Source organism: Herbaspirillum sp. C7C2, assembly GCF_022627865.1.
GTDB classification, from domain to species: Bacteria; Pseudomonadota; Gammaproteobacteria; order Burkholderiales; family Burkholderiaceae_D; genus Herbaspirillum; species Herbaspirillum frisingense.
Genome location: NZ_JABXGI010000015.1, coordinates 73,183 through 96,644, shown reverse-complemented (window position 1 = coordinate 96,644; position 23,462 = coordinate 73,183). Strand labels below are relative to the sequence as shown.

The 23,462-nt window shown below is 63.9% G+C and carries 20 protein-coding genes; 8 read left to right on the top strand and 12 right to left on the bottom strand.

Annotated elements, in window-relative coordinates; genetic code table 11:
- Nucleotides 1–6: 6 nt before the first annotated feature.
- The gene (locus HWE04_RS17750; protein ID WP_241813238.1) at nt 7–609 is read right to left on the bottom strand and encodes a TetR/AcrR family transcriptional regulator; all 603 of its coding nucleotides are present in this window, start codon (nt 607–609) and stop codon (nt 7–9) included.
- A gap of 255 nt (nt 610–864) precedes the next feature.
- On the opposite strand from HWE04_RS17750, the gene HWE04_RS17745 reads away from it, so the two are divergent.
- From HWE04_RS17745 to HWE04_RS17720, 6 genes are all read left to right on the top strand, one after another.
- Complete coding sequence (locus HWE04_RS17745) at nt 865–2,418, top strand: efflux transporter outer membrane subunit (protein WP_274620165.1); 1,554 nt, start codon at nt 865–867, stop codon at nt 2,416–2,418.
- Between the two features lie 5 nt (nt 2,419–2,423).
- Nucleotides 2,424–3,659 carry an HlyD family efflux transporter periplasmic adaptor subunit gene (locus HWE04_RS17740; protein WP_241813236.1) on the top strand — a complete coding sequence of 412 codons (1,236 nt, stop codon included), beginning with the start codon at nt 2,424–2,426 and terminating at the stop codon, nt 3,657–3,659.
- Between the two features lie 30 nt (nt 3,660–3,689).
- Complete coding sequence (locus HWE04_RS17735) at nt 3,690–5,285, top strand: DHA2 family efflux MFS transporter permease subunit (protein ID WP_241813235.1); 1,596 nt, start codon at nt 3,690–3,692, stop codon at nt 5,283–5,285.
- Between the two features lie 159 nt (nt 5,286–5,444).
- Nucleotides 5,445–6,452, top strand: coding sequence for a zinc-dependent alcohol dehydrogenase family protein (locus HWE04_RS17730; protein ID WP_241813234.1), 1,008 nt, complete (start codon nt 5,445–5,447; stop codon nt 6,450–6,452).
- Nucleotides 6,453–6,702: 250 nt separating this feature from the next.
- The gene (gene mutS / locus HWE04_RS17725; protein ID WP_241813233.1) at nt 6,703–9,390 is read left to right on the top strand and encodes a DNA mismatch repair protein MutS; all 2,688 of its coding nucleotides are present in this window, start codon (nt 6,703–6,705) and stop codon (nt 9,388–9,390) included.
- Nucleotides 9,391–9,434: 44 nt separating this feature from the next.
- Nucleotides 9,435–10,376 carry a hypothetical protein gene (locus HWE04_RS17720; protein ID WP_241813232.1) on the top strand — a complete coding sequence of 314 codons (942 nt, stop codon included), beginning with the start codon at nt 9,435–9,437 and terminating at the stop codon, nt 10,374–10,376.
- Between the two features lie 134 nt (nt 10,377–10,510).
- On the opposite strand, the gene HWE04_RS17715 is transcribed toward HWE04_RS17720, so the two are convergent.
- The gene (locus HWE04_RS17715; protein WP_006462695.1) at nt 10,511–11,050 is read right to left on the bottom strand and encodes an FKBP-type peptidyl-prolyl cis-trans isomerase; all 540 of its coding nucleotides are present in this window, start codon (nt 11,048–11,050) and stop codon (nt 10,511–10,513) included.
- Between the two features lie 223 nt (nt 11,051–11,273).
- Between HWE04_RS17715 and HWE04_RS17710 the strand changes: the two genes are divergently transcribed.
- Nucleotides 11,274–12,395: a ribosomal protein uL16 3-hydroxylase gene (locus HWE04_RS17710; RefSeq protein WP_241813231.1), complete on the top strand. Its 1,122-nt coding sequence runs from the start codon at nt 11,274–11,276 to the stop codon at nt 12,393–12,395.
- Between the two features lie 329 nt (nt 12,396–12,724).
- Nucleotides 12,725–12,991 (top strand): hypothetical protein, encoded by a 267-nt coding sequence (locus HWE04_RS17705; RefSeq protein ID WP_039874891.1) that lies wholly within the window; start codon nt 12,725–12,727, stop codon nt 12,989–12,991.
- 383 nt (nt 12,992–13,374) lie between these two features.
- Here the strand turns inward: HWE04_RS17705 and HWE04_RS17700 are convergent, their stop codons facing one another.
- The 10 genes from HWE04_RS17700 to HWE04_RS17655 form a co-directional block, all read right to left on the bottom strand.
- A complete protein-coding gene (locus HWE04_RS17700; protein ID WP_006462698.1) occupies nt 13,375–14,160 on the bottom strand; it encodes an MBL fold metallo-hydrolase in 786 nt (261 codons plus the stop codon).
- An 18-nt stretch (nt 14,161–14,178) separates the two neighbouring features.
- Nucleotides 14,179–15,360: an outer membrane protein assembly factor BamC gene (gene bamC / locus HWE04_RS17695; protein WP_039874893.1), complete on the bottom strand. Its 1,182-nt coding sequence runs from the start codon at nt 15,358–15,360 to the stop codon at nt 14,179–14,181.
- A 61-nt stretch (nt 15,361–15,421) separates the two neighbouring features.
- Nucleotides 15,422–16,300 carry a 4-hydroxy-tetrahydrodipicolinate synthase gene (dapA, locus tag HWE04_RS17690; RefSeq protein WP_006462700.1) on the bottom strand — a complete coding sequence of 293 codons (879 nt, stop codon included), beginning with the start codon at nt 16,298–16,300 and terminating at the stop codon, nt 15,422–15,424.
- A 155-nt stretch (nt 16,301–16,455) separates the two neighbouring features.
- The gene (locus tag HWE04_RS17685) at nt 16,456–17,655 is read right to left on the bottom strand and encodes a tryptophan--tRNA ligase (RefSeq protein ID WP_180670329.1); all 1,200 of its coding nucleotides are present in this window, start codon (nt 17,653–17,655) and stop codon (nt 16,456–16,458) included.
- A gap of 60 nt (nt 17,656–17,715) precedes the next feature.
- Nucleotides 17,716–18,378 (bottom strand): site-2 protease family protein, encoded by a 663-nt coding sequence (locus HWE04_RS17680; RefSeq protein WP_006462702.1) that lies wholly within the window; start codon nt 18,376–18,378, stop codon nt 17,716–17,718.
- 80 nt (nt 18,379–18,458) lie between these two features.
- Nucleotides 18,459–19,094 (bottom strand): L-threonylcarbamoyladenylate synthase, encoded by a 636-nt coding sequence (locus HWE04_RS17675; RefSeq protein WP_077236344.1) that lies wholly within the window; start codon nt 19,092–19,094, stop codon nt 18,459–18,461.
- A 98-nt stretch (nt 19,095–19,192) separates the two neighbouring features.
- Nucleotides 19,193–20,068 carry a protease HtpX gene (gene htpX, locus HWE04_RS17670; protein ID WP_006462704.1) on the bottom strand — a complete coding sequence of 292 codons (876 nt, stop codon included), beginning with the start codon at nt 20,066–20,068 and terminating at the stop codon, nt 19,193–19,195.
- A gap of 384 nt (nt 20,069–20,452) precedes the next feature.
- Nucleotides 20,453–21,295 carry a 3',5'-nucleoside bisphosphate phosphatase gene (locus HWE04_RS17665; protein ID WP_077236343.1) on the bottom strand — a complete coding sequence of 281 codons (843 nt, stop codon included), beginning with the start codon at nt 21,293–21,295 and terminating at the stop codon, nt 20,453–20,455.
- Nucleotides 21,296–21,398: 103 nt separating this feature from the next.
- Nucleotides 21,399–22,301: an alpha/beta fold hydrolase gene (locus tag HWE04_RS17660; protein ID WP_241813230.1), complete on the bottom strand. Its 903-nt coding sequence runs from the start codon at nt 22,299–22,301 to the stop codon at nt 21,399–21,401.
- 106 nt (nt 22,302–22,407) lie between these two features.
- Nucleotides 22,408–23,424 carry a patatin-like phospholipase family protein gene (locus HWE04_RS17655; protein WP_006462707.1) on the bottom strand — a complete coding sequence of 339 codons (1,017 nt, stop codon included), beginning with the start codon at nt 23,422–23,424 and terminating at the stop codon, nt 22,408–22,410.
- Between the last annotated feature and the right edge of the window lie 38 nt (nt 23,425–23,462).

Sequence of the window (23,462 nt, the reverse complement as noted above, 5' to 3'; positions counted from 1 at the left end):
CCCGCCTCAGCGTGGCTGGTACAGGTAGATGAATGCCTGGACCGCCCGCTCGGCCGATTCGCGCTGCTGTTGCGGCGTGATTTCGGTGACCACGTTGAGCACGCGCATCTCCATCCATTCCGCCTCCATCAAGCCCCGGAACTGCATGGCCGCGATCCAGGGATCGCCGCCATGCAGCGTGCCCTCGTCCATCTTGACCTTCAGGAACTCGGCGATGCGGGTCCAGCCACGACGGGGGCCGCGCTCGTAGAGCATGGGGCCCAGATCGGACTTGCCGGCGTAATACGAGGCCAACCGTTTGACGGCGATCACCTCGGGCCGGAACACCACACTCAAATAATGCGTCGCCAGACGCAATAAACCGGTTTTCAGATCGTCTTCGTTGCGTAGGGCCATGAACAGTTCTTCGAACTGGCACCCCACCTGTTTCATCATCACCTCCACGAAGATTTCTTCCTTGGAGTTGAAATAGTTGTAGAGCGTGGCCTTGGAACCGCCGACCCGGGCCGAGATTTCCGCCATCGAGGCTGCTTCGAAACCGATTTCGTTGAACACCTCGGCAGCGATATCAATCATTGCCTGGCGGCGTTCTTCACTTTTCTTGCGCATGAATTTTCCTGTGGTGCCGGCCGGCATCGCGGTGCTTGCTGCGGCCAATGTCGAATTATAGGCGGAGAAGCCATCCAAAGCCGCCAGATTCACATCAATTGCCCGTCCAAATTCGCTGTTGCGGCATTGCCGTACAAAGATGAGTAATTTCTCGCAATGAGTCTTGACTATTCATAAAACCAAATACTATACTGAACTGTACAGTTTTAAAAACAGGCATTTCTGTTTCAGTTGTTCACTCCACACTCCACGAACATGAATAACAATTCATCTCTCCACGGTCAGCGTTCGCCGTCGCCGCGACGTCCTCAGCCCTGGCGGCGGGCCGTGACGGCCTCGGCCGCCGTGCTGACGGCAACACTCATGGCAGGCTGCGCCTCCTTCACCGATCTCGGCCCACGCGCCGAACCCAAATCCATCGCACAGTACCAAGCAAGCCAGACGCTGGCGGCCACCGCAGTGCAGGCCGCCTGGCCCAGCGACCAGTGGTGGAAGGTCTATGGCGATGCGCAACTGGATGCGCTCATCGCCGAAGGCCTGCAAGGCGCACCCTCCATGGCCGTGGCCAAGGCGCGGCTGATGAAGGCCGAAGGCGCGGCCCAGCAGCAGGGTGCGGCGCTGTATCCGCAGATCAGCACCAACGCGTCGCTGGACCGGATGAAGCAGTCCTATAACAATGGCGTGCCGCCCGATTTCGTCCCCAAGAATTACAACAACGAAACCCGCGCCACCCTGGACTTCAGCTACGAGATCGACTTCTGGGGCAAGAACCGCGCCGCACTGGCGTCGGCCACCTCGGAACTGGAAGCCAGCCGCGCCGATGCCGCCCAGGCCCGCATCACGCTGGCCACCTCGATTGCCTCGGCCTATGCCGACCTGGCCCAGCTCTACGCCCAGCGCGATACCAACGAAGCCGCCCTGAAGGTGCGGGTGGAAAGCCTGGACCTGTTCAACCAGCGCTTCGGCAACGGCCTGGAAACGCGCGGTTCGGTCAAGCAGATGGAAGCGCGTCGCGCCATCGCCCAGGCCGACCTGAAGGCCACCGACGAATCCATCGGCCTGCAGCGCAACAAGCTGGCCGCACTGCTGGGCGCCGGGCCGGATCGTGGCCTGCAACTGGTCCGCCCGCAGATCGACCTGTCCAAGCCCTTCGCCCTGCCGGCGCAACTGCCGGTAGAACTACTGGGCCGCCGGCCCGACATCGTGGCCGCACGTCTGCGTGCAGAAGCCGCCGGCAAGCAGATCAAGGTGGCGCGCGCAGCCTTCTATCCCAACGTCAACCTGACAGCCTACTTCGGTTTCCAGTCGCTGGGCATCGATATGCTCACGCGCAGCGGTTCGGACATCGGCAGCGTCGGCCCGGCGATCTCGCTACCGATCTTCAACGGCGGTCGCCTGCGCGGACAATTCCGCTCGGCCAGCGCCAGCTATGACGAAGCCGTGGCCAACTACGACCAGGCCGTCACCCAGGCCCTGCAGGACGTGGCCGATGTCGGCGTGAGCGAAAAAGCCCTGGCCGGACGCCTGGCCGACGTGCAAGCCGCCGCCGATGCAGCCGAGGAGGCCTATCGCATCGTCAGCAACCGTTACAACGGCGGCCTGGCCAACTACCTCGACGTACTCAATGCGCAGGACACGCTCATCAGCAACCTGCGCCAGCTCTCCGATCTGCGCTCGCGCATGTTCACCCTGGATGTCGCGCTGGTGCGCGCCCTCGGCGGTGGCTACCGCGCCACCTCCGACAGCAGCCGCCAGAACAGCGCCGACGCGCCCCATACCGATATGCCAAATACGCAAGCGAAAGGTTGATCATCATGTCCCACAGCGATTCCCAAGCGACCCAGACCCTGGCCGACGACGCCAAGCAACGCAATGAAGCCGCCGCCCAGGCTGCGGCCGCGCAAAAGCGCAAGAAGCTCTTCTCCATCTTCGGTGGCGTGGTCGCCATCGCGGCCGTCGGCTACGGCGCCTACTGGTACCTGATCGGCTCGCGCTATGTCGAGACCGACAATGCCTACACCGCCACCGAGATCGCCACCGTCACCCCGGCCGTGAACGGCATCGTGTCGGCCGTGGATGTGGTCGATACCCAGGCCGTCAAGAAGGGCCAGGTGCTAGTGCGCATCGACGACGCCGACGCCCGGCTGGCAGTGGACCAGGCGGCTGCCGACCTGGACCGCACCGAGCGCAAGGTCAAGGGCTTCTTCGCCAATGACGCCGGCCTGGCAGCCCAGGTACTGGCCCGCGAAGCCGAGCAGAAGCGCGCCGGTGCGCAGTTGCTGTCGGCCCAGGCCGATCTCAAGCGTGCCGAGATCGACCTGCAGCGCCGCGAAGCGCTGGCCAAGTCGGGCTCGGTCTCGGGCGAGGAATTGAGCAACGCCCGCACCGCCCTGCTGACCGCCCAGGCCAACCTGAAGGCAGCCGACGCGGCCGAAGTGCAATCACGCGCCAACATCAAGGCCACCCAGGGTGCGCAGAAGGCCAGCACGGTGCTGACTGCCAACACCACCGTGGAAGACAACCCCGAAGTGGTACTGGCCCGCGCCAAGCTCGACCAGGCCCGCCTGGACCTGGAACGTACCGTCCTGCGCGCCCCCGTCGACGGCGTGATCGCCCGCCGCCAGGTGCAGGTCGGCCAGCGCGTGCAGAGTGGCGCCACCCTGCTGTCGGTGGTGCCGCTGCAGCAGATGCACGTGGACGCCAACTTCAAGGAAGGCCAGTTGACCAAGGTGCGCATCGGCCAGCCGGTGACCATGAAGGCTGACCTCTACGGCGGCTCGGTGGAATACCACGGCGTGGTCACGGGCCTCTCCGGCGGTACCGGCTCGGCCTTTGCCGTGATCCCGGCGCAGAACGCCACCGGTAACTGGATCAAGGTGGTCCAGCGCCTGCCGGTGCGCATCTCGCTGGATCCCAAGGAACTGGCGCAGCGCCCGCTGTCGGTTGGCCTGTCGATGGTGGTGGAGATCGATACCCGCGGCCAGATCCAGGTCGGCGACGCCCAGCCCAAGAGCGCGCAGAACACCGAGACCAAGGCCGCCGCGCTGTAAGCCAGGCCCCACGAGAAGAAGAGGTTTCCCATGTCATCCACACTCAGCGCAGATGCCGGCTCGCCGCCCGCATCTCCGCCCACACCTCCTCCCACCGCCCAGCCGGCGCTGTTCGAAGCGCCACTGAGCGGCGCCCAGCTGGTCGGCGCCGGCATCCTGCTGGCGGCGGCCAACTTCATCGCGGTGCTCGATACCACCATCGCCAACGTCTCGGTATCGACCATCGCCGGTGCGCTTGGTGCCTCCACCAGCCAGGGTACCTACGTCATCACCTCCTACGCGGTGGCCGAAGCCATCACGGTGCCGCTGACCGGCTGGCTGGCCAACCGCTTCGGCACGGTGCGCGTCTTCATCCTGTCGATGGTCATGTTCGGGCTGTTCTCGGCCCTGTGCGGCCTGGCCAATTCGCTGGGCATGCTGATCGCCTTCCGCGTGATGCAGGGCCTGGCCGGTGGCCCCCTGATGCCACTCTCGCAGACCCTGCTGCTGCGCATCTTCCCCAAGGAAAAGGCGCCCGCTGCGGTAGGCCTGTGGGCCATGACCACGCTGGTGGCGCCGATTGCCGGCCCGATCCTGGGCGGCGTGCTGTGCGACCAGTACAGTTGGCCCTACATCTTCTGGATCAACGTGCCGGTGGCCCTGATCTGCGGCTACCTCGGCTGGCGCATGCTCAAGCGCTTTGAAACCAAGATGTTCAAGCTGCCGATCGATCGCGTAGGCCTGATCCTGATGGTGGTGTGGGTCGCGGCGCTGCAGCTGATGCTGGATGAAGGCAAGGAAAAGGACTGGTTCGCTTCGACTGAAATCGTGCTGCTGGCGGTGACGGCGGTGGTGTTTTTCATCGCATTCCTGATCTGGGAACTGACCGAACGCAACCCCATCGTCGACCTGCGGGTATTCCGTCATCGCGGCTTCACGGCCAGCGTGACCACCATCTGCCTGGCCTTTGGCGCCTTCTTCGGCTCGGTGGTGCTGACCCCGCTCTGGCTGCAGGGCTACATGGGCTATACCGCCACCTGGTCGGGCTGCATCTCGGCCCTGACCGGCATCCTGGCGGTGATGACGGCGCCCATGGTGGCCAAGATGTCCACCACCATCGATGCCCGCAAGCTGGTGTGCATCGGTGTGACCTGGCTGGGTTTTATCACCTTCCTGCGCGCCTTCAACACGACCGACATGTCCTTCTTCCAGATCGGTTGGCCGCTGTTCCTGCAGGGCATCGGGCTGCCGCTGTTCTTCGTGCCGCTGACCGGTCTGGCGCTGTCCAGCGTCAATGAGGAAGAAACCGCCTCGGCGGCTGGCTTGATGAGTTTCTGCCGCACCATGGCCGGCGCCATCGCCACCTCCATCGTCAACACCAGCTGGGAGAACGATGCGACCTTCTTCCATGCCGAACTGTCCGGCCTGGTCGATCGCGGTGGCGAAGCCGTCAACAGCATGGTGGCTGCGGGGATGAGCCCCGATCAGGCCACCGCCTCGCTGGCACAGACGGTACAGAACCAGGCGGTGATGCTGGCCACCAATCACATCTTCATGATGGCGGCGGTGTCCTTCTCGCTGGCCGCCCTGGCAGTGTGGCTGGCGCCCAAACCCAGCCGCGTGGCCGATACCTCCTCGGCGCACTGACGATACCCGCTCCCCCTCCCCCCACAGTCCGTCCACCCCCTGCGGACTGGGCAGGCGGCCACTTCGGTGGCCGCCTGTTTTTTTGCGCTCCGACACGCCGGCAGCGATTTTGCTAGACTGCGCCATCCCATTGCTTCACCTTCCGAGGAGACCGTGCGCATGAGAGCCCTGCAAGCCGACGCCTTCGCCATCGACCGTCTGAGCCTGGTCGATCTGCCCACCCCGACAGCCCGACGCGGCGAGATCCTGGTCAAGGTCAAGGCCGCCAGCCTGAACTATCGCGACCTCGCCATCCTCTGCGGCGGCTACATGCCTTCCCTGCCATTGCCCTATACCCCTTGTTCGGATGCCTGTGGGGTGGTCGAAGCCGTGGGCGAGGATGTCACCCGTTTCAAGCCTGGTGATCGCGTCATCCCGGTCTATCTCCAGGGCTGGCGCGATGGCGCGCTCACGCCCGAGCAACGCAGCAGCGGCAGCCTGGGCGGGCCGCTGACCGGCGTGCTGCAGGACTACGTGGTGGTGCCGGCCGAAGACGCCGTGGCCGCGCCGGACTACCTCTCCGACGCCCAGGCCAGCACCCTGCCCATCGCCGCCCTGACCGCCTGGTCCTGTCTGCAGCAAGGCGGCCTGCAGGCCGGCCAGACCGTGCTGGTGCAAGGCACCGGCGGAGTGGCCCTGTTCGCGGCCCAGTTCGCCCGCGCCGCCGGCGCACGGGTGATCGGCCTGACCTCGACGGACGAGAAGGCGCAATTGATGCGCGACATGGGCGTGGACACCGTCATCAACTACCGCCAGACCCCAGCCTGGGGCCAGGCCGTGCGCGCCGCCACCGCGGGGCGCGGCGTGGATATCGTGGTCGAGACCACCGGCAGCAGCCTGGGCGAATCGCTCACGGCGGTGCGCTTCAATGGCTTTGTGGGTGTCATCGGCTTCGTCGGCGGCATGGAGACCCCGCTCAACATCCGCCAGCTGATCGGCCCCATGATCCGCATGCAGGGCGTGGTGGTGGGCTCGCGTGCCGCACTGGAGGCCATGATCCGGATGATGGCCATGCACCGCATCGAGCCCCTGATCGACTCCAGCTTCCCGCTGGCGCAGGCGGCGGAAGGCTTTGCCCGCATGCAACGGGGCGAACATGCGGGCAAGATCGTCATTTCCTTCGACTGAACCCACCGGCCAATCCGGTCACTGCCCGCCCGCATGCTTGGCTGCACCCGGCCAAGCGCGTACAATCCCGGCTCAAGCATGCGGACCACGGTCCGCATTTTTGATTTCTGGCGACCTGCCTGCCAGGCCGCCTGATGGACTCCCTGCCGTCAGCCCCGGCCCGTCGATCCCGCCCGATCCGGACCTGCCCGCACGGCAAGCGCCTTCCCGAACTTGCAAGACGCGATCCTCGCATCGCCATGAGTGACCAATGACCAAAGACCTCGCCGCCCACACGCCGATGATGCAGCAGTACCTGCGCATCAAGGCAGATCACCCCAACACGCTGGTGTTCTACCGCATGGGCGATTTCTACGAACTGTTCTTCGACGACGCCGAGAAGGCCTCGCGCCTGATGGGCGTGACCCTGACCCAGCGCGGCTCCTCCAACGGCAATCCGATCAAGATGGCCGGTGTGCCCTTCCACTCGGTGGAGCAATACCTGGCGCGGCTGATCAAGCTGGGCGAGTCGGTGGCGATCTGCGAGCAGATCGGCGATCCCGCCACCAGCAAGGGGCCGGTGGAGCGCAAGGTGGTACGGGTGGTCACGCCCGGCACCCTGACCGACTCTGACCTGCTGCCCGAAAAGGCCGAACGCTGCCTGCTGGCCATGCAATTGCTGCCCTCCAAGTCACGCAAGCAGATGCAGGTGGGCCTGGCCTGGCTGTCCATGGCCAGTGGCGCGCTGAAGATGATGGAATTCACGGTCGAGACCACCCTGCTGGACGGCCGCGTGAAGCAGGAACTGGAACGCATCTCGGCGGCCGAGGTGCTAGTGGCCGATGGCCAGCTGGAACTGTGCGAGCCGCTCCTGCCCAGCCGCGCGGTGACGGTGCCGGATTGGCATTTCGACCAGCCCAGCGGAGAAAAGGCCCTGCTGGAACAGTTGAACGTGGCCACCCTGCACGGCTTCGGCGCCGATGGCCTGGGCCCGGCGATCTGCGCGGCCGGCGCGCTGCTGCGCTATGCGCAATCCACCCAGGGGCGCGGCCTGCAGCACGTACGCACGCTGACGGTCGAATCCGAGAACGAATTCATCGGCCTGGACGCCGCTACCCGCCGCAACCTCGAACTGACCGAAACCATCCGCGCGCAGGATGCCAATGCGCTGGCACCCACCCTGTTCTCCACGCTGGATCACTGCCGCACCGCCATGGGTTCGCGCCTGCTGCGCCACTGGCTGCATCACGCGCTGCGCGACCAGCGGGTGGCGCGGGCGCGCCATGCGGCCATCAATGCGCTGATGCGCACGGACGCCTGCTCGGGCCTGTCGGCCACCTTGGCGGCGGTGCCCGACATCGAACGCATCACCACCCGCATCGCCCTGCTGTCGGCCCGTCCGCGCGACCTGGCCGGCCTGCGCGCCGGCCTGCAACAACTGGGCTCGCTGCGCGCCTATGTGGAAATGTGCGGACGTGACGCCGATGCGCCACTCTTGGGCCAGCTGCATGAAGACCTGGCCACGCCGGTGGAATGCCTGGACCTGCTGGAACGCGCCATCATGCTGGAACCGGCTGCCATGGTGCGCGATGGCGGCGTGATCGCACGCGGCTTCGATGCGGAACTCGATGAACTGCGCGGCCTGTCCGAAAACGCCGGCCAGTACCTGCTGGAACTGGAGGCCCGCGAGCGCGAGCGCACCGGCATCGCCAACCTGCGGGTGGAATACAACAAGGTGCATGGCTTCTACATCGAAGTCACCCACGGCCAGACCGACAAGGTGCCGGAAGACTACCGCCGCCGTCAGACGCTGAAGAACGCCGAGCGCTACATCATCCCCGAGCTCAAGGCCTTCGAGGACAAGGCGCTGTCGGCGCAGGAACGCTCGCTGTCGCGCGAGAAGTTCCTCTATGAACAGCTGCTGGGCGACATGGGCGAGCACATCCTGCGCCTGCAGTCCATCGCCCACGCGCTGGCCCAGCTCGACACCCTGGTGGCCCTGGCCGACCATGCCGTGCGCAACAACTGGTGCGCGCCGCAGCTGGTGGACGAACCCTGCATCCAGATCGAGCAGGGCCGCCACCCGGTGGTGGAAAACCAGATCGAACGCTTCATCGCCAACGACTGCCAGCTGGCGGCCGAACGCAAGCTACTGCTGATCACCGGCCCCAACATGGGCGGTAAATCGACCTTCATGCGCCAGGTAGCGCTGATCACGCTGCTGGCCTACGTGGGCAGCTTCGTGCCGGCCAGCGGTGCCGTGATCGGCCCCATCGACCGCATCTTCACCCGTATCGGTGCAGCCGACGACCTGGCCGGCGGGCGCTCGACCTTCATGGTGGAGATGACCGAATCGGCCTCCATCCTCAACAACGCCACCGAGCATTCGCTGGTGCTGATGGACGAGGTCGGGCGCGGCACCTCCACCTTCGACGGCCTGGCGCTGGCCTGGGCCATCGCCAAGCACCTCATCGACGTGACGCGCAGCTTTACGCTCTTCGCCACCCACTATTTCGAACTGACGCAGTTGCCGGACATCCATCCCACGGCGGCCAACGTCCACCTCTCGGCGGTGGAGCACAAGGACAGCATCGTCTTCCTGCACGCGGTACAAAGCGGCCCGGCCTCGCAGAGCTACGGCCTGCAGGTGGCGCAACTGGCCGGCGTGCCGGCGCCGGTGATCCGCGCGGCCCGCAAGCACCTGTCGGCGCTGGAAAGCCAGTCCATGCAACCGACGCCGCAGTTTGACCTCTTCAGTGCGCCCGCCTTCATGGAATCGGAGTCGGACGTGAAGCAACAGGATGCCCTGGCTGAACGCAACGCCCTTGCGGTGGTCGAACCCGATCCGCTGGCCCAGGCCCTGCTGCAATCGCTCGACGGCATCGACCCCGACGCCCTCACGCCGCGCCAGGCGCTGGAGGCGCTGTATCAGCTCAAGGCCCTGAGCCGGGCTCAATAGTAGGCTGCCTCCGGTCAGCCCCCCTACCACCGCAGAGAGACTGCATGACGAGCCGCCCGGTCCCACGCATCCTGCTGTACACCCTGCTGACCGTGGCCACCGCCCTGGTGGCCGGTCGCGGCTGGGCGGCGCCGCAGGATTTCTCGTTCGGCGTCATCAATCATGCCCTGGCTGGCAGTGCCGGCGAGGAAAAACTGCGGCGCGAGATTGCTGAGACCGATGCCGACAACCTGGCCTTCGTGGTGGTCAACGGCATCAAGTCGCCCTCGGAAAGCTGCGACGACAATCTCTACAGCCAGCGTCACGAGATGCTGTCGCAGGCGCAGAACGGTATCTTCCTGTCGCTGGCCGGCAGCGACTGGATCACCTGCCGCGACCGCGAAAACCGCTCGGATGCCATCGAACGACTGGCGCGCATGCGCGACATCTTCTATGCCGGCGAATTCTCGCTGGGGGCCACCCGCCTGCCGATGTTGCGCCAGTCGCTCACGCCCAAGTTCCGCAGCTATGCCGAGAACACCCGCTGGGAAGTCGGCAACGTGCTCTTCGCCACCGTCAATCTGCCGGCCGGCAACAATCATTTCCTGCTCGACGGCGGCCGCAACAACGAGTTCGAGGACAGGCTGATCGCCAACCGCAACTGGCTGCAGCACCTGTTCGCCTTTGCGGCATTGAAGAAGAGCGCGGCCATCGTCTTCTTCAGCGACGGCAATCCCTTTGGCCCGCCACCGCGACGCTCCTTCTTCCGCACCCAGCGCGACGGCTTTGCGGAGACGCGGCGCCTGTTCTCCGAACTGGCCGGCAAGTTCCCCGGTCGCGTGCTGGTGGTGCATGCGCAGGCGCCCAACGCCAAGGCCCCGGCGCACATCCTGTGGACGGGCAACCTCGGCAATGTGGGCGTGGGGGAGCGCTGGCTCAAGGTTGTGGTGGACGATCACCTGCCCCAGTTGTTCGCCGTCGCGGATGCCGATGGAGAGCGGCGCTAGAAGGGCCTCCCCTTCCTTTTGACTCAGAAAAAACAAACGCCCGCAGAATAATTCTGCGGGCGTTTTGTCTTCTTGCTTGATCTGCTGCCTCAGCGTCGGCTGCCTGGATCACCCTGCAGCCATCCATTCAGCAATCAGTTCAGCGGCTGGCTACGGAAATGATCGCCGGCTTCGCCGTCATCTTCATCATGGTGGTGATGATGACCATGGGCGCCATGCACGTGGCCGTGGGCGACTTCTTCTTCGGAGGCGGCACGCACTTCGGTCACGTTCAGCTCGAAGCGCAGGGCGATGCCGGCCAGCGGGTGGTTGCCATCCAGCACGGCCTTGCCGTCGGCCACTTCGGTGACGGTGAAGATGACCGATTCTTCGCTGTCGTCGTCGGGCGAACCTTCGAACTGCATGCCTACTTCCAGCGGCTGCGGCAGACGCTCGACGGGTTCGATCTTGACCAGCTCGGAGTCGTATTCGCCGAAGGCATCTTCCGGTTCGACCTGGATGGTGGTGCTGTAGCCGGTTTCCTTGCCGTCCAGTGCTTCTTCGATCTTGGGCAGGGTGTTCTGGTAACCGCCGTGCAGGTAGACCATCGGCTCGCTGCTCTGCTCGATCAGGTTGTTCTGGGCATCCGATAGCTTGTAGTTGACGGAAACGACGGTATTCTTTGCGATCTTCATCGTAAGGGTCCTTTGTATCGATAGTGGTGCGGGAGCGGCAGGTATTGCGGTCTGGTCGCGCGGGACACCTGCCACCCGGGTTGGGGCCTAAGAACCATCCCCTTGCCATTCCCGCGAGGCAAGGACTCTTTCAAACGGTTTCTCGACCCGGGAATTATACCTGCATCAAACTTCACCACCGCCGATGCCGTACGGCCGCGCCCCGACGCCTATAATGGCGGGCATGAAAAAACTCGATCTGCTCGGCGGCATCACGCCCGCCCAATTCCTGCGTGACTACTGGCACAAGAAGCCACTGCTGATCCGCAATGCCATTCCCGGTTTTTCCGCGCCCCTGCCGCGCCAGGAACTGTTCGACCTGGCCCGGCACGAGGACGTCGAGTCGCGCCTGATCACCCATCGCGAAGATGGCTGGGACATGCAGCACGGCCCGTTCAACAAGCTCCCGCCCTTGAAGCAAAAGGGCTGGACCCTGCTGGTACAGGGCGTGAACCTGCATCACCCCGCGGCCGATGCCTTGCTGCGCCAGTTCCGCTTCGTACCCGATGCGCGCCTGGATGACCTGATGATCAGCTACGCCACCGACGGCGGCGGTGTCGGTCCGCACTTCGATTCCTACGACGTGTTCCTGCTGCAGGCCCATGGCCAGCGCCGCTGGCGCATCAGCGCCCAGAATGACCTGACGCTGGAAGAAGGCGTGCCACTGAAGATCCTGAGCCACTTCCAGCCGGAAGAAGAATTCATCCTGGAACCCGGCGACATGCTCTATCTGCCGCCGCATTACGCCCATGACGGCGTGGCCGTGGGTGAATGCATGACCTATTCGGTGGGTTTCCGCGCACCGGCCTACCAGGAACTGGGCGAATCCTTCCTGGAATTCATGATGGATACCATCGATCTGCCCGGCCGCTATGCCGATCCGGACCTCAAGACCAGCGCCCGCCCGGCCGAATTGCAGGCGGACATGATCACGCGCATCCGCGACGAACTCAACAAGATCCGCTTCACCGACGACGACATCACCATCTTCCTGGGCGAACATCTGTCGGAGCCGAAACCCAGCGTTTTCTTCGAGCCACGCGGCGAGGAAATCTCCTTTGCTCGCTTTTTCCAGGGGGCCAAGAAACGTGGTCTGGTATTGCATCGCAAGACCCGCATGCTGTATCGCGGCTCGCACGTGTTCATCAATGGCGAGTCCTTCCAGGTCGGACGTCAGGACAAGACGATTCTTGCTCGTCTGGCGGACGCCCGCGCACTCGAAAAAACCGATCTCGCGCTGGCCTCGGAAGACCTGCTGGAAGCGCTCCACCAGTGGTATGAAAGTGGCTGGATCGAATTTGTTTGAGAATGCTTCAACTTTAAGTGGAAGCGACCTCGAAATCACTTTAGGAAATCTCTGGAACCGGCTCCAGCAAAGGCCTTCCGGGCGCATGGTTTTAGATGTAAGAACTTACAAATTCTTACGAAAAAGATAGGCGCCGGTGTGATTTCGGAAAAAAATAGCTATAATGATGGGCTGAGAAGTTTTCGTTGTCCGGAGATGTTTCGGCAGTAAAAAGAAGCAAGAACCGAAGCCCGACCGCAAGGTCTTAGCCTGCGGCGAAAGCCTCCCAGTAGAGCGATAATTACCGGTAATTATTCATCGCACAATTTTTAAATATTGAAGGAATATTCATGAAAAAGACTCTGTTGATCGCTTCGTTGTTGGCTGTTGCCCTGGCTGCTTGCGGCAAGAAGGAAGAAGCTCCTGCACCTGCTGCTGCTCCCGCTGCTGAAGCTCCTGCCGCTGCAGCTCCTGCTGCTGACGCAAAGCCGGCTGATGCCGCTCCTGCTGCTGCCCCGGCTGCTGACGCCGCTGCTCCGGCTGCTGACGCTGCCAAGCCTGCTGACGCTGCTCCGGCCGCTGACGCAAAGCCGGCTGAAGCCGCTCCTGCCAAGTAATCTTCGGATTATTGTCAGAAAAACCGGTCGCAAGACCGGTTTTTTTTCGTCCAGATTTTCCCCGCACTCTTCGACACGTCCAGGCCAGTTCAGGCGGCGGACATCTGTCCTCCTGCCCCCCCTCGCCAATCCCTCCAGAACGCATCAGAACGCGCTACAAGCCATTGCAGCACGCTGATTGCCCCATCGGACTGACAAAGCACTGACAGCGTATCCAGCAGGCCTTGGCAATCTCTTGCTGTCGCCCGATGGATATGCGCGTCAATGCGACCAACAAGGAATGAATGCGCAGCAATTGAGCCGCAGGCCGCAGGAAAGAGAAACAAATTGTTTCTGCCGCGCCGCAGGAAGATCTGACAGAACGCTGACCGGCTCGCGTTTGATCAGACGTCCAGCCAGGCGAAGCCTTCTGCCTGGCAGGCGATGCCGATGCCACCGAAGGTCGGCCCGAGGACGCTTTCGATCGCCGCGCGCGCCAGTTCCGGCGTGTTGTTCTGCTGGCTGAGATGAGCGCCGATGACGCGCTTGAGCCGGCTCTTGTCGAGCAGGCGCAGGATGTCGGCACTGGCGTCATTGGCCAGGTGGCCGTAGTCGCCGCCGATGCGGCGCTTGAGGAAGGCGGGATAGGGCGAGCGATCCAGCATCTCGCGGTCGTGATTGCATTCCAGCAGCAGCGAATCGCAAGCGCCCAGCGCCTGCACCAGGTGCGCGGTCGGCTGACCGGCATCGGTCAATACGCCCAGGCGCCGGTCACCGTCGCCGGCCACATACTGGATGGGCTCCCGGGCATCATGCGGAACGGTATAGGGGGACAATTCAAGATCGCCGATGGCAATCTTCTGACCATCGGCACAGAAGCGCACATCGACATCGGCAGCCTGCTCGGCCACCGCCTGCCAGGTACCATAACTGAGCCAGACCGGAATGCGATAGCGTCGCGCGAACTTGAACACGCCACTGACGTGATCCGAGTGCTCGTGCGTGACGACGATGGCGGCGACGTCGGAGGGGTCCAGCCCCAGGCGCAGGATACGCTTTTCGGCTTCGCGCAAAGTAAAGCCGCAGTCCAGCATGACCGTGGTCCCCGAGGAGGGACGCTGGTCGCCGGCTGCGGCCGAGATCAGCAGCGCATTGCCTTCGCTGCCGCTACCGAGGCTCGCGAACTTCATCTGAGCCCCGGGTCCTGATTACTTCAGTTGCTCGTTGAGCAGGCCCAGGATCTTGTCGGAAATACCCGAGGTATCCGGACCACCCTCGCCGTTCTGGACGGTGATATTGCTGCTGTCGGAACCGGCGCCCTTGACCACGATGCGGTACTTGGCGGCCTTCTTGTCCTTGTCCTTGGAGCTGAAGATGCGCGAGAAGAAACCGTCATCCTTCTTGTCCTTGGCGTCCTGGTTCTGGTCGACGTAACGGACAAAATAGATGCCCTGGCTGCGATCGCGGTCTTCCACGGTGAAGCCGACGCGATCCAGCGCCAGGCCGACGCGGCGCCATGCGCGGTCGAAGCCTTCATCGACTTGCACGCTGGTGCCCGCCACACCCTTCTGCAGACGCGAACGTGCCTGCAGCGACGGAGCATTGGCCACGGCGGCCTTGGCCTTGGTCTCTTCAGCACCCAGGCGCACCATCAGGCGCGACAGGAATTCGGCTTCCAGGCCCGGATCTGAGGGACGTGCGGTCCACACCGAGGTTTCCTTGGCCGAACCGGTCAGCACTTCCTCGGCACCGCGATGGCTGATGAAGATCTCGGTGGTGCCGTTGGGGCCGCGTTCCAGGCGGGTGCGGAACTTGTCACGCTCGCCGGTGGAATACAGCGAATCGAACACCTTGCCCAGCGTGTTGCGGATGAAGTCCTGGGGAATCTTGGCGCGGTTCTCGGCCCAGTCGGTTTCCATGACGCCGGTATCGGGCGATTCGACGTTGATCAGGAAACCGTTGTCCTGCCAGAAGTCCTTGATCTGCGACCACAGCTGTTCCGGGCTCTGCTTGACCACCAGCCAGCGCTGCGAACCGTCGCGTTCGATGCGGATTTCGTCGCCCTTGGCAGTCGGTGCCACGGAGGTGACTTCGGTGGTCGGCTTGTTCTGCTGCTCCAGCTGGTAGCCGGATGCGGTCGCCACGCCCTTGTTGGCCTCGGGGATGGAATAACGGTTGTCGCGCTGCAGCTGGGTCAGGTCGGGCGGCACTTCCAGACGCGGGCCACGGGCCTTTTCCGCGCTCTTGTAATCGATACGGTCCCCTTCGAGCATGTTGCCGATGGAGGAACATCCTGCCAGTCCGGCCAGCGCCAGTGCGATGACGATACTGCGTTGGGTAATTGTGTACGCGGAGCGGGATACCGGACGAACGTTCTTGCTATTAGTCATATCGTTACTATTGAAAGCGGAATCGGATTTCAGGAGACCTGCGCCAAAGCGGCCAAGCCGATTATTTTAATACACCGGACTCGCGCAGGGCCGCGCGCACGGTGTCGTGGTAAGCCGCTCCCAGCGGCGCCAGCGGCAGACGCATGCCGGAGGGAATGAGGCCCATTTCCTGCATGGCCCACTTCAGCGGCACCGGGTTGGGTTCGACGAAGAGCTTGTTGTGCAGGGGCAGCAGCTTGTTGTTCAGTTCCACGGCACGGGCGATGTTGCCGCTCATGGCGGCCACGCACAGTTCGTGCATGTCGCGCGGGGCGACGTTGGCGGTAACCGAGATGTTGCCGGCGCCGCCATACAGCATCAGCGCGATGGCGGTGGCGTCGTCGCCCGAGTAGACCGCGAAGCTCTTGGGCGCCAGGCGGATCAGGTCGGTGCCGCGGGCGATGTTGCCGGTGGCATCCTTCACGCCGACGATGCCCTTGACCTGCGCCAGGCGCAGGATGGTCTCGTTGCTCATGTCGGCGACAGTACGGCCGGGCACGTTGTACAGGATCACCGGCAGATCCACCGCTTCGGCGATGGTCTTGAAGTGCAGGTACATGCCTTCCTGGGTCGGACGGTTGTAGTACGGCACCACCTGCAGCGAGGCATCGGCACCGACCTTCTTGGCGAAGGCGGTCAGTTCGATCGCTTCGGCGGTGGAATTGCCACCGGTGCCGGCGATGATGGGGATGCGCTTGGCCGTGTGCTCGACCGCGACCTTGATCAGTTCGCAGTGTTCTTCCATCGAGACGGTGGGCGATTCGCCGGTGGTACCGACGATGACGATGCTGTCAGTTCCCTCGGCGATATGCCAGTCGATCAGCTTGCGCAGGCCATCGTAATCGAGGCTGCCGTCCGGATGCATGGGAGTGACGATTGCAACAATGCTACCCTTGATCATGGTGTGCGTGCTTTAGGTAATGGTCAAAATAAAGGCCTGATTGTAGCGGATAGACGCCTCAACAGGTCAATTTTGCCGGTGCTTCAGATGAAGGCCGGCGTAAAAATACGGGAAGAACGCAGGTTTTCGCCCTCACCGGTCGGACTTGCCGGAGCTCAATAGCCCAGCCCCATCGCCTCGCGTACGTCACGCATGGTGTCCTGGGCCAGCTTGCGGGCCTTTTCGCAGCCATCGGCAACGATGGCGCGCACCAGCGAGGGGTCGTCCAGATAAGGCTGCGCGCGCTCCAGCATCGGTTGCTGCTCCTGCAGGATGGCATCGATCACCGGTTGCTTGCATTCCAGGCAACCAATGCCGGCCGACCGGCAACCCTTGGCCGCCCAATCCTTCACGTCCGCCGGGGAATAGACCTGGTGGAATTGCCATACCGGGCATTTCTCGGGATCGCCCGGGTCGCTGCGGCGCACCCGCTGCGGGTCGGTCGGCATGGTCTTGACCTTCTTGGTGACCGACTCCTTGTCTTCACGCAGGGCGATGGCATTGCCATAGCTCTTGGACATCTTGGCGCCGTCCAGCCCCGGCAGGCGCGAGGCCTCGGTCAGCATGGCCTGCGGCTCGGTCAGGATCAGCTTGCGGCTGCCTTCCAGATAGCCGAACAGCCGTTCACGATCGATCATCGACAGGTTCTGCGCATCGTCCAGCATGGCCTTGGCCTGCTCCAGCGCCTCGTCGTCGCCCTTTTCCTGGAATTGCGTACGCAGCTCCAGGTACAGCCTGGCGCGCTTGCTGCCCAGTTTGCGGGTCGCGGCCAGGGCCTTTTCCTCGAATCCTTTTTCCTTGCCGTACAGATGGTTAAAGCGGCGCGCAATCTCGCGCATGATCTCGATGTGCGGCACTTGGTCCTCGCCCACCGGCACCTGGCTGGCGCGGTAGATCAGCACGTCGGCCGCCTGCAGCAGCGGATAGCCGAGGAAACCATAGGTCGCCAGGTCGCGATCGGCCAGCTTCTCCTGCTGGTCCTTGTAGGTGGGCACGCGCTCCAGCCAGCCCAGCGGGGTGGCCATGGACAGCAGCAGGTGCAGCTCCGCATGTTCCGGCACGCGCGACTGGATGAACAGCGTCGCCTGGGCCGGATCGACACCGGCCGCCAGCCAGTCGATGACCATTTCCCAGGTGCTGGTCTCGATCACCGAGGGATCGTCGTAATGGGTGGTCAGTGCATGCCAGTCGGCCACGAAGAACAGGCAGGGCAATTCGGATTGCAGCTTGACCCAGTTCTTCAGGGCGCCATGATAGTGGCCCAGGTGCAGCGCGCCGGTGGGGCGCATGCCGGAGACGACGCGATCAGGATACATGGCAGTAGGCTAGGTGGTAAGGAGGGAAAATCATGCGGATCATCACGTTGGCCGCTTCAGTCAGTGGAACAGCAAGGTGATCGGATAGGTAATCAACTGCAGTACCAGACCGGCACCGTACATCACCGGTGCCATCCACCAGGTATAGATCACCTTGAGCAGCACCAGCGCCATGACGATGAAGAAGCCATAGGGCTCGATCTGGGCGAATTTATAGGCGTACTTGTTGGGCAACAGGCTGGTGAGGATGCGACCGCCATCCAGCGGCGGGATCGGGAACAGGTTGAAGGCGAACATCACCAGGTTGGTCAATACACCGGCCTTGGCCATGAGGGTGAAGAATTCTTCTTGCACGCCCCCCAGCGCCAGGGCGTAGATGGCAATCATCCACAGCAGTGCCATGAGGAAATTGGCAGCCGGACCGGCCAGCGAGACCCAGGCCATGTCGCGCTTGGGCTTGCGCAGGTGGCCGAAGTTGATCGGCACCGGCTTGGCATAGCCGAACAGGAAGGCACCGCTGGTGGCGAAGTACAGCAGGATGGGGATGAGGATGGTGCCGAAGGGATCGATGTGCTTGAGCGGGTTCAGGCTCATGCGCCCCATGGAATAGGCGGTATTGTCGCCGAAGAACTTGGCGGCATAGGCATGCGCCGCCTCGTGCAGGGTGATGGCGAAGAGCACGGGCAGCGCGTAGACCGCGACAGTCTGGATGAGATCGTTCATGGGCGGGGATTTTATCAGAGGGGCAACATGGCGCTTGGGAATTCAAGCCCGGCGGGCTGTTGATACAAGAAATCGCCGGCTCAGGCGGCCTGCAGACCGAAGATGCCGGCATCTCCCCTGCCCTGGCGCACCAGCACCGGCTGTTCATCGTCGGTGAGGTCGATGACGGTAGTCGGCTCCAGGCTGCAGGCGCCGCTGTCGATGACCAGGTCGATCTGCTTTTCCAGATGGCTGCGGATATCGTCGGCGCTGGTCAGCGGCAGGTCTTCGTCCGGCAGGATCAGGGTGGTACCCAGCAGCGGCTGGCCCAGTTCTTCCAGGAGCATGTGGGCGATGCGGTTTTCCGGCACGCGCAGGCCGATGGTCTTGCGCGAGGGATGCGACAGGCGGCGCGGCACTTCCTTGGTAGCTTCCAGGATGAAGGTATAGGCCCCCGGCGTGGCGGCCTTGAGCAGCCGGTACTGGCGGTTGTCGACCTTGGCGTACTGGGCGATCTCGGAGAGGTCGCGGCACAGCAGGGTCAGGTGGTGCTTGTCGTCCACGCCGCGGATGCGACGTACACGCTCCACCGCATCCTTGTTGTCGAGCTGGCAGACCAGCGCGTAGCATGAGTCGGTCGGCAGGGCCACCAGGCCGCCCTTGTGGATGATCTGCGCCGCCTGCTTGATCAGGCGCAGTTGCGGGTTGTCGGGGTGAATCTCGAAAAACTGGCTCATGATGCGGTTTCCGTTTCCATTTCCAATACCAAATCGCTTTCAATTCGTAAAAAGCACAACGGCGGTGTCGCCACCGCCGTTGTCGCCGCCCGCCGGGCTTAACGCTGGCCGCGCAGGGCGGCGATGCGCTGTTCCAGCGGCGGATGCGTCGAGAACAGTTCCATGAAGCCGGGCTTGTCGCTGATGCCCAGGGCCGCCATGTTCTGCGGCAGGCCTTCGGGCGAGAAACCGCCCAGCCGCGCCAGCGCATTGATCATCGGCTGCGGCGTACCCAGCAGTCGGGCCGCGCCGGCGTCGGCGCGGAACTCGCGGTGGCGCGAGAACCAGGCCACGATCATCGAAGCACCGATGCCGAAGACGATCTGGCAGACCAGCACCGTCACGGTATAGCCGATGCCGGGACCGGATTCGTCGTTATTGCGGCGCAGGGCCGAATCGACGAAGTAACCCACCACGCGCGACAGGAACACTACGAAGGTATTTACCACACCCTGGATCAGCGTCATGGTGACCATGTCGCCATTGGCGATGTGTGCCACCTCGTGACCCAGCACGGCTTCCACCTCGTCCTGCGTCATGCCCTGCAGCAGCCCGGTGGACACCGCCACCAGGGCCGAGTCCTTGAACGCGCCGGTGGCGAAGGCATTGGGCTCACCGTCATAGACTGCCACTTCCGGCATGCCGATCCCGGCGCGCTGGGCCAGCTTGCCGACGGTCTGCAGCAGCCAGGCCTCGGTGCCGTTCATGGGCGTCTCGATCACCCTGGCGCCGGTGGACCACTTGGCCATGCTCTTGCTCATCAGCAAGGAAATGATGGAGCCCGTGAAGCCGACCACCAGCGAGAACACCAGCAGCATCGGCAGGTTCAGGCCGGACCGGGTCAGGAAGCGGTCCACGCCCAACAGCGACAAGATGACGCTCATCACGACCAGCACGGCGATATTGGTCGCAATAAACAACAAGATGCGTTTCATGGGGAAAACTCCTATCGGGAAAGTGGGGAGGGCCTGTTCACATTTAATCTACGAGTGCGAGAGGTCGCCAAGCGTTGACTGCCTAGGCGCAGCGACGCGCCGTAGTGGTGCTACGGCAAGGAGCTGCAACAACGGCAGGCGACGCTTGGCGGCCTCTCCCGGAGGGTTGGCGCCAGAAGGCGCGCTGGCGGCGTTGCACGTCAGGGCTGGTGGCACCACCACCAGCCCTGGCGCGCGCCTTGCCACCACGCCTTCTGGCGCCAACGCATCTCGCAGATTAAATGTGAACAGGCCCTAGATAGGAGTCCAGCCCCGGAAATCAAGGGCAAGCTCGGCCATGGCTGCAGTTTTCACCAACCTGCAGGCCCGCCCGGGAACCCGGACTTACAGGCCCCAGTCGTGCCACACCGGCTTGACCCCTGTCGGCAAGGCCGGCAGGCCGCCCAGGTCCACACGCGACTCGCCGGGGCCATGGAAGTCCGAGCCCATCGACGCCAGGAAGCCGTAGCTGCGCGCCACCTGGGCGTATTCCTGATACTGCTCGGGGGTATGGCTGCCGGTATTGACCTCGATGGCGGCGCCACCGAACTGCTTGAATTCATCGAACAGCGCGCCGAACTGGGTCTGGCTGTACTTGTAGCGGCCCGGGTGAGCGATCACCGCCACCCCGCCGGCCCCGCGGATCCAGCGCACCGCCTCTTCCAGCGTGGCCCAGCGGTGCGGCACGTAGCCCGGCTTGCCTTCGGTGAGGTAGTTGGCGAACACTTCCTTGGTATCGCCACACTGGCCGCACTCGACCAGATAGCGGGCGAAGTGGGTGCGCGAGATCAGGTCCGGGTTGCCCACATGCTTGAGCGCGCCTTCATAGGCGCCGCAGATGCCGTACTGGTCCAGCGCCTGGGCGATCTCGCGGGCGCGGCGCTCGCGGCCGTTGCGGGTGGCGGCCAGTCCCTCGACCAGCGCGCGGTTGGTCTCGTCGATGCGCAGGCCGACGATGTGCACCGTCTGCCCGGCCCAGGTGACCGAGATTTCCACCCCGCCCACATGTTGCAGGCCCAGCGCCTGCGCCGCCGCGCGGGCACGCGCCACGCCACCGACTTCGTCGTGATCGGTCAGCGCCCACACGCCCACGCCGTTGGCCTTGGCACGCGCGGCCACCTCCTCCGGCGGCAACAGGCCGTCCGAGACGTTGGAGTGGCAATGCAGGTCGAACTTGAGCTCAGACATAGGAATGCGCGATGACTCGGGCCGGTCGCTTGTGGCTGCCGCCGATCAGGGAATGCGGGGTGATTGGAATGTCTCCATTCTACGCCCTTCCACCCTGCCCCGCTCAGGCCGGCTGCGCCAGGAAGGTCTCGATGAGCTGCGCCAGCCGCTCGGGCTGGTCATGGTGCAGCATGTGGCCGGCCTGGTCGATCATCTCGACCTGGGTGCGCGGGATGCAGGCGATACGACGGTCGATTTCCTCGCGCTTGAGCGAGGCCGGCCCGAAGAAGCGACCGATGTCGCTGTCGGTCGCTTCGATCCACAGCACCGGCGCGGTGATGCGGCCCCAGCAGGCCATCATCTCGTCCACCCGATACAGGATGGGGCTGACCTGCTTGTGCGCCGGATCACCCAGGATCTGCCACAGTCCGCTGCCATCCTGCTGCGCCCAGTGTTGTGCCAGGAAAGCGGCACGCTCGTCGGACAGGCGCGCATTGTTCTTCTGCAGGCGCATGGCCACTTCTTCCAGCGTGTCATAGCCGCGCAGCAGTGGCGGGTTCTTGATCTCGTCCAGCCATTGCACAAACCTTCCCGGCGCCTGCTCAGGCTTGGCCGTGGGCAGGCCCAGGCCTTCCAGGTTGATCAGGCGGGCGATGCGCTCCGGGCGCAGGCCGGCATAGAGCGTCACCACATTGCCGCCCATGCTGTGGCCCAGCAGGTTGATGGCTTCCCCGGGCGCATGGTGGTCGATGATGGCCTCCAGATCGGCCAGGTAGTCAGGGAACCAGTAGGCATCTGCCGGGCTGCGCTCGCTCAGGCCAAAGCCGCGCCAGTCGGGCGCGATCACGTGCCACTCGCGCTGCAGCGCGTCGACCATGAACTGGAACGAGGCCGACATATCCATCCAGCCGTGGAACATGAAGATCTTGGGCGCCTGCGGGTCGCCCCAGTGACGGATGTGATAGCGCAGGCCGCGTACGGTAAGGAATTCGGAGCGTGAAGCGTGCTTGGCGATGGTCGGATGCATGTCGTTTTCTTTGTTATCGGTGCTGCAAGGCGGGACTACGAAAGATCAAGCAGCAAAGTATAGACAAAAGTGAACGATCGTGCGCGAAGGCCCTTGATCCGGCGGTTCAGGGCAGGAAGCGCCCCAGGTCGAAGGTGGAACGGTGGCCGATCTCGGCGAAGTTCTGCTCCAGCCACTCGGAGGCGCGCTCCCGTCCCTGCTGGAACAGGCTGCCGATGAAGCTGGCCTGGGTATTGAGCTTGGACAGGTTGGTCAATTGCTCCATCAGTTCGTTGGCATCGATCATGTGGATATTGAGCTGGCGCAGGCGCCGCTCCAGCGCACCGAAGGCCAGGGTGGAATTCTCGGCTTCGCGCTTGGCCAGGGCCAGTCCGCTCAGTTCGGTGAAGAAGGCCGAGCTGAAGCTGATTTCCGAAAGACGCTGGCCGATGTCATGGCTGCTGGTGGGCGTACCGGCGCGGCGGCTGGGGTGCAGCAGCACCACCATCACATCGCGCGCGGCGCAGGCATGCAGCAAGGGGAAGATCGGGGGATTGGCGGTGAGCCCCCCATCCCAGTAGGCCTCGCCATCGATCTCGATGGGCCGGTGCAGCGAGGGCAGGCAGGCCGAGGCCAGCAGCACCTCCACCGACAGGTCGGCATTGCGGAAGATCTTCAGGATGCCGGTGCTGACCTGGGTGGCGGCGATGAAGAGCTTCAACTCGCGCTGCCGGCGCAGCCGCTCGAAGTCCACCTGCTCCAGCAGGATGTCGCGCAGCGGGTTGATGTCCAGGGGATTGAGTTGCGTGGGCGAGAAGAAGCGGGTCATCGCCAGCAAGGCCTGCATGCCCGGCATGGGCGTGGGATTGGCCACCACCGGCGCGCCCTCGGCATTGAGGTAGTCCAGCGGCGCACCGGTGGACAACGCGGTCCAGAAGCGCTCCAGCGCGGCCCGCGCACCATCGCGACCATCCTGTACATAGCCCTGGGCCAGCACCGCCGCATTCATGGCCCCGGCGGAGGCACCGCTGATGCCTTCCATGTCCAGCCGCCCATCTTCCAGCAGGCGGTCCAGCACGCCCCAGGTGAAGGCGCCATGGGAGCCACCACCCTGCAGAGCCAGACTGACGATCTTGTTCGACATGATGTCCTTTTCCTCGGTCACATCCTGCGGGCTGTCAT

What these genes read in the sequence shown, in the direction of transcription:
- HWE04_RS17710 (WP_241813231.1), top strand. Translation starts at nt 11,274, where the DNA reads ATGAAAAAACTCGATCTGCTCGGCGGCATCACGCCCGCCCAATTCCTG.
- HWE04_RS17675 (WP_077236344.1), bottom strand. Translation starts at nt 19,094, where the DNA reads ATGAGCCAGTTTTTCGAGATTCACCCCGACAACCCGCAACTGCGCCTG.
- HWE04_RS17700 (WP_006462698.1), bottom strand. Translation starts at nt 14,160, where the DNA reads ATGAAGTTCGCGAGCCTCGGTAGCGGCAGCGAAGGCAATGCGCTGCTG.
- HWE04_RS17680 (WP_006462702.1), bottom strand. Translation starts at nt 18,378, where the DNA reads ATGAACGATCTCATCCAGACTGTCGCGGTCTACGCGCTGCCCGTGCTC.
- HWE04_RS17730 (WP_241813234.1), top strand. Translation starts at nt 5,445, where the DNA reads ATGAGAGCCCTGCAAGCCGACGCCTTCGCCATCGACCGTCTGAGCCTG.
- HWE04_RS17705 (WP_039874891.1), top strand. Translation starts at nt 12,725, where the DNA reads ATGAAAAAGACTCTGTTGATCGCTTCGTTGTTGGCTGTTGCCCTGGCT.
- mutS (WP_241813233.1), top strand. Translation starts at nt 6,703, where the DNA reads ATGACCAAAGACCTCGCCGCCCACACGCCGATGATGCAGCAGTACCTG.
- HWE04_RS17750 (WP_241813238.1), bottom strand. Translation starts at nt 609, where the DNA reads ATGCGCAAGAAAAGTGAAGAACGCCGCCAGGCAATGATTGATATCGCT.
- HWE04_RS17720 (WP_241813232.1), top strand. Translation starts at nt 9,435, where the DNA reads ATGACGAGCCGCCCGGTCCCACGCATCCTGCTGTACACCCTGCTGACC.
- bamC (WP_039874893.1), bottom strand. Translation starts at nt 15,360, where the DNA reads ATGACTAATAGCAAGAACGTTCGTCCGGTATCCCGCTCCGCGTACACA.
- HWE04_RS17745 (WP_274620165.1), top strand. Translation starts at nt 865, where the DNA reads ATGAATAACAATTCATCTCTCCACGGTCAGCGTTCGCCGTCGCCGCGA.
- HWE04_RS17735 (WP_241813235.1), top strand. Translation starts at nt 3,690, where the DNA reads ATGTCATCCACACTCAGCGCAGATGCCGGCTCGCCGCCCGCATCTCCG.
- HWE04_RS17715 (WP_006462695.1), bottom strand. Translation starts at nt 11,050, where the DNA reads ATGAAGATCGCAAAGAATACCGTCGTTTCCGTCAACTACAAGCTATCG.
- dapA (WP_006462700.1), bottom strand. Translation starts at nt 16,300, where the DNA reads ATGATCAAGGGTAGCATTGTTGCAATCGTCACTCCCATGCATCCGGAC.
- HWE04_RS17685 (WP_180670329.1), bottom strand. Translation starts at nt 17,655, where the DNA reads ATGTATCCTGATCGCGTCGTCTCCGGCATGCGCCCCACCGGCGCGCTG.
- HWE04_RS17740 (WP_241813236.1), top strand. Translation starts at nt 2,424, where the DNA reads ATGTCCCACAGCGATTCCCAAGCGACCCAGACCCTGGCCGACGACGCC.
- htpX (WP_006462704.1), bottom strand. Translation starts at nt 20,068, where the DNA reads ATGAAACGCATCTTGTTGTTTATTGCGACCAATATCGCCGTGCTGGTC.
- HWE04_RS17655 (WP_006462707.1), bottom strand. Translation starts at nt 23,424, where the DNA reads ATGTCGAACAAGATCGTCAGTCTGGCTCTGCAGGGTGGTGGCTCCCAT.
- HWE04_RS17665 (WP_077236343.1), bottom strand. Translation starts at nt 21,295, where the DNA reads ATGTCTGAGCTCAAGTTCGACCTGCATTGCCACTCCAACGTCTCGGAC.
- HWE04_RS17660 (WP_241813230.1), bottom strand. Translation starts at nt 22,301, where the DNA reads ATGCATCCGACCATCGCCAAGCACGCTTCACGCTCCGAATTCCTTACC.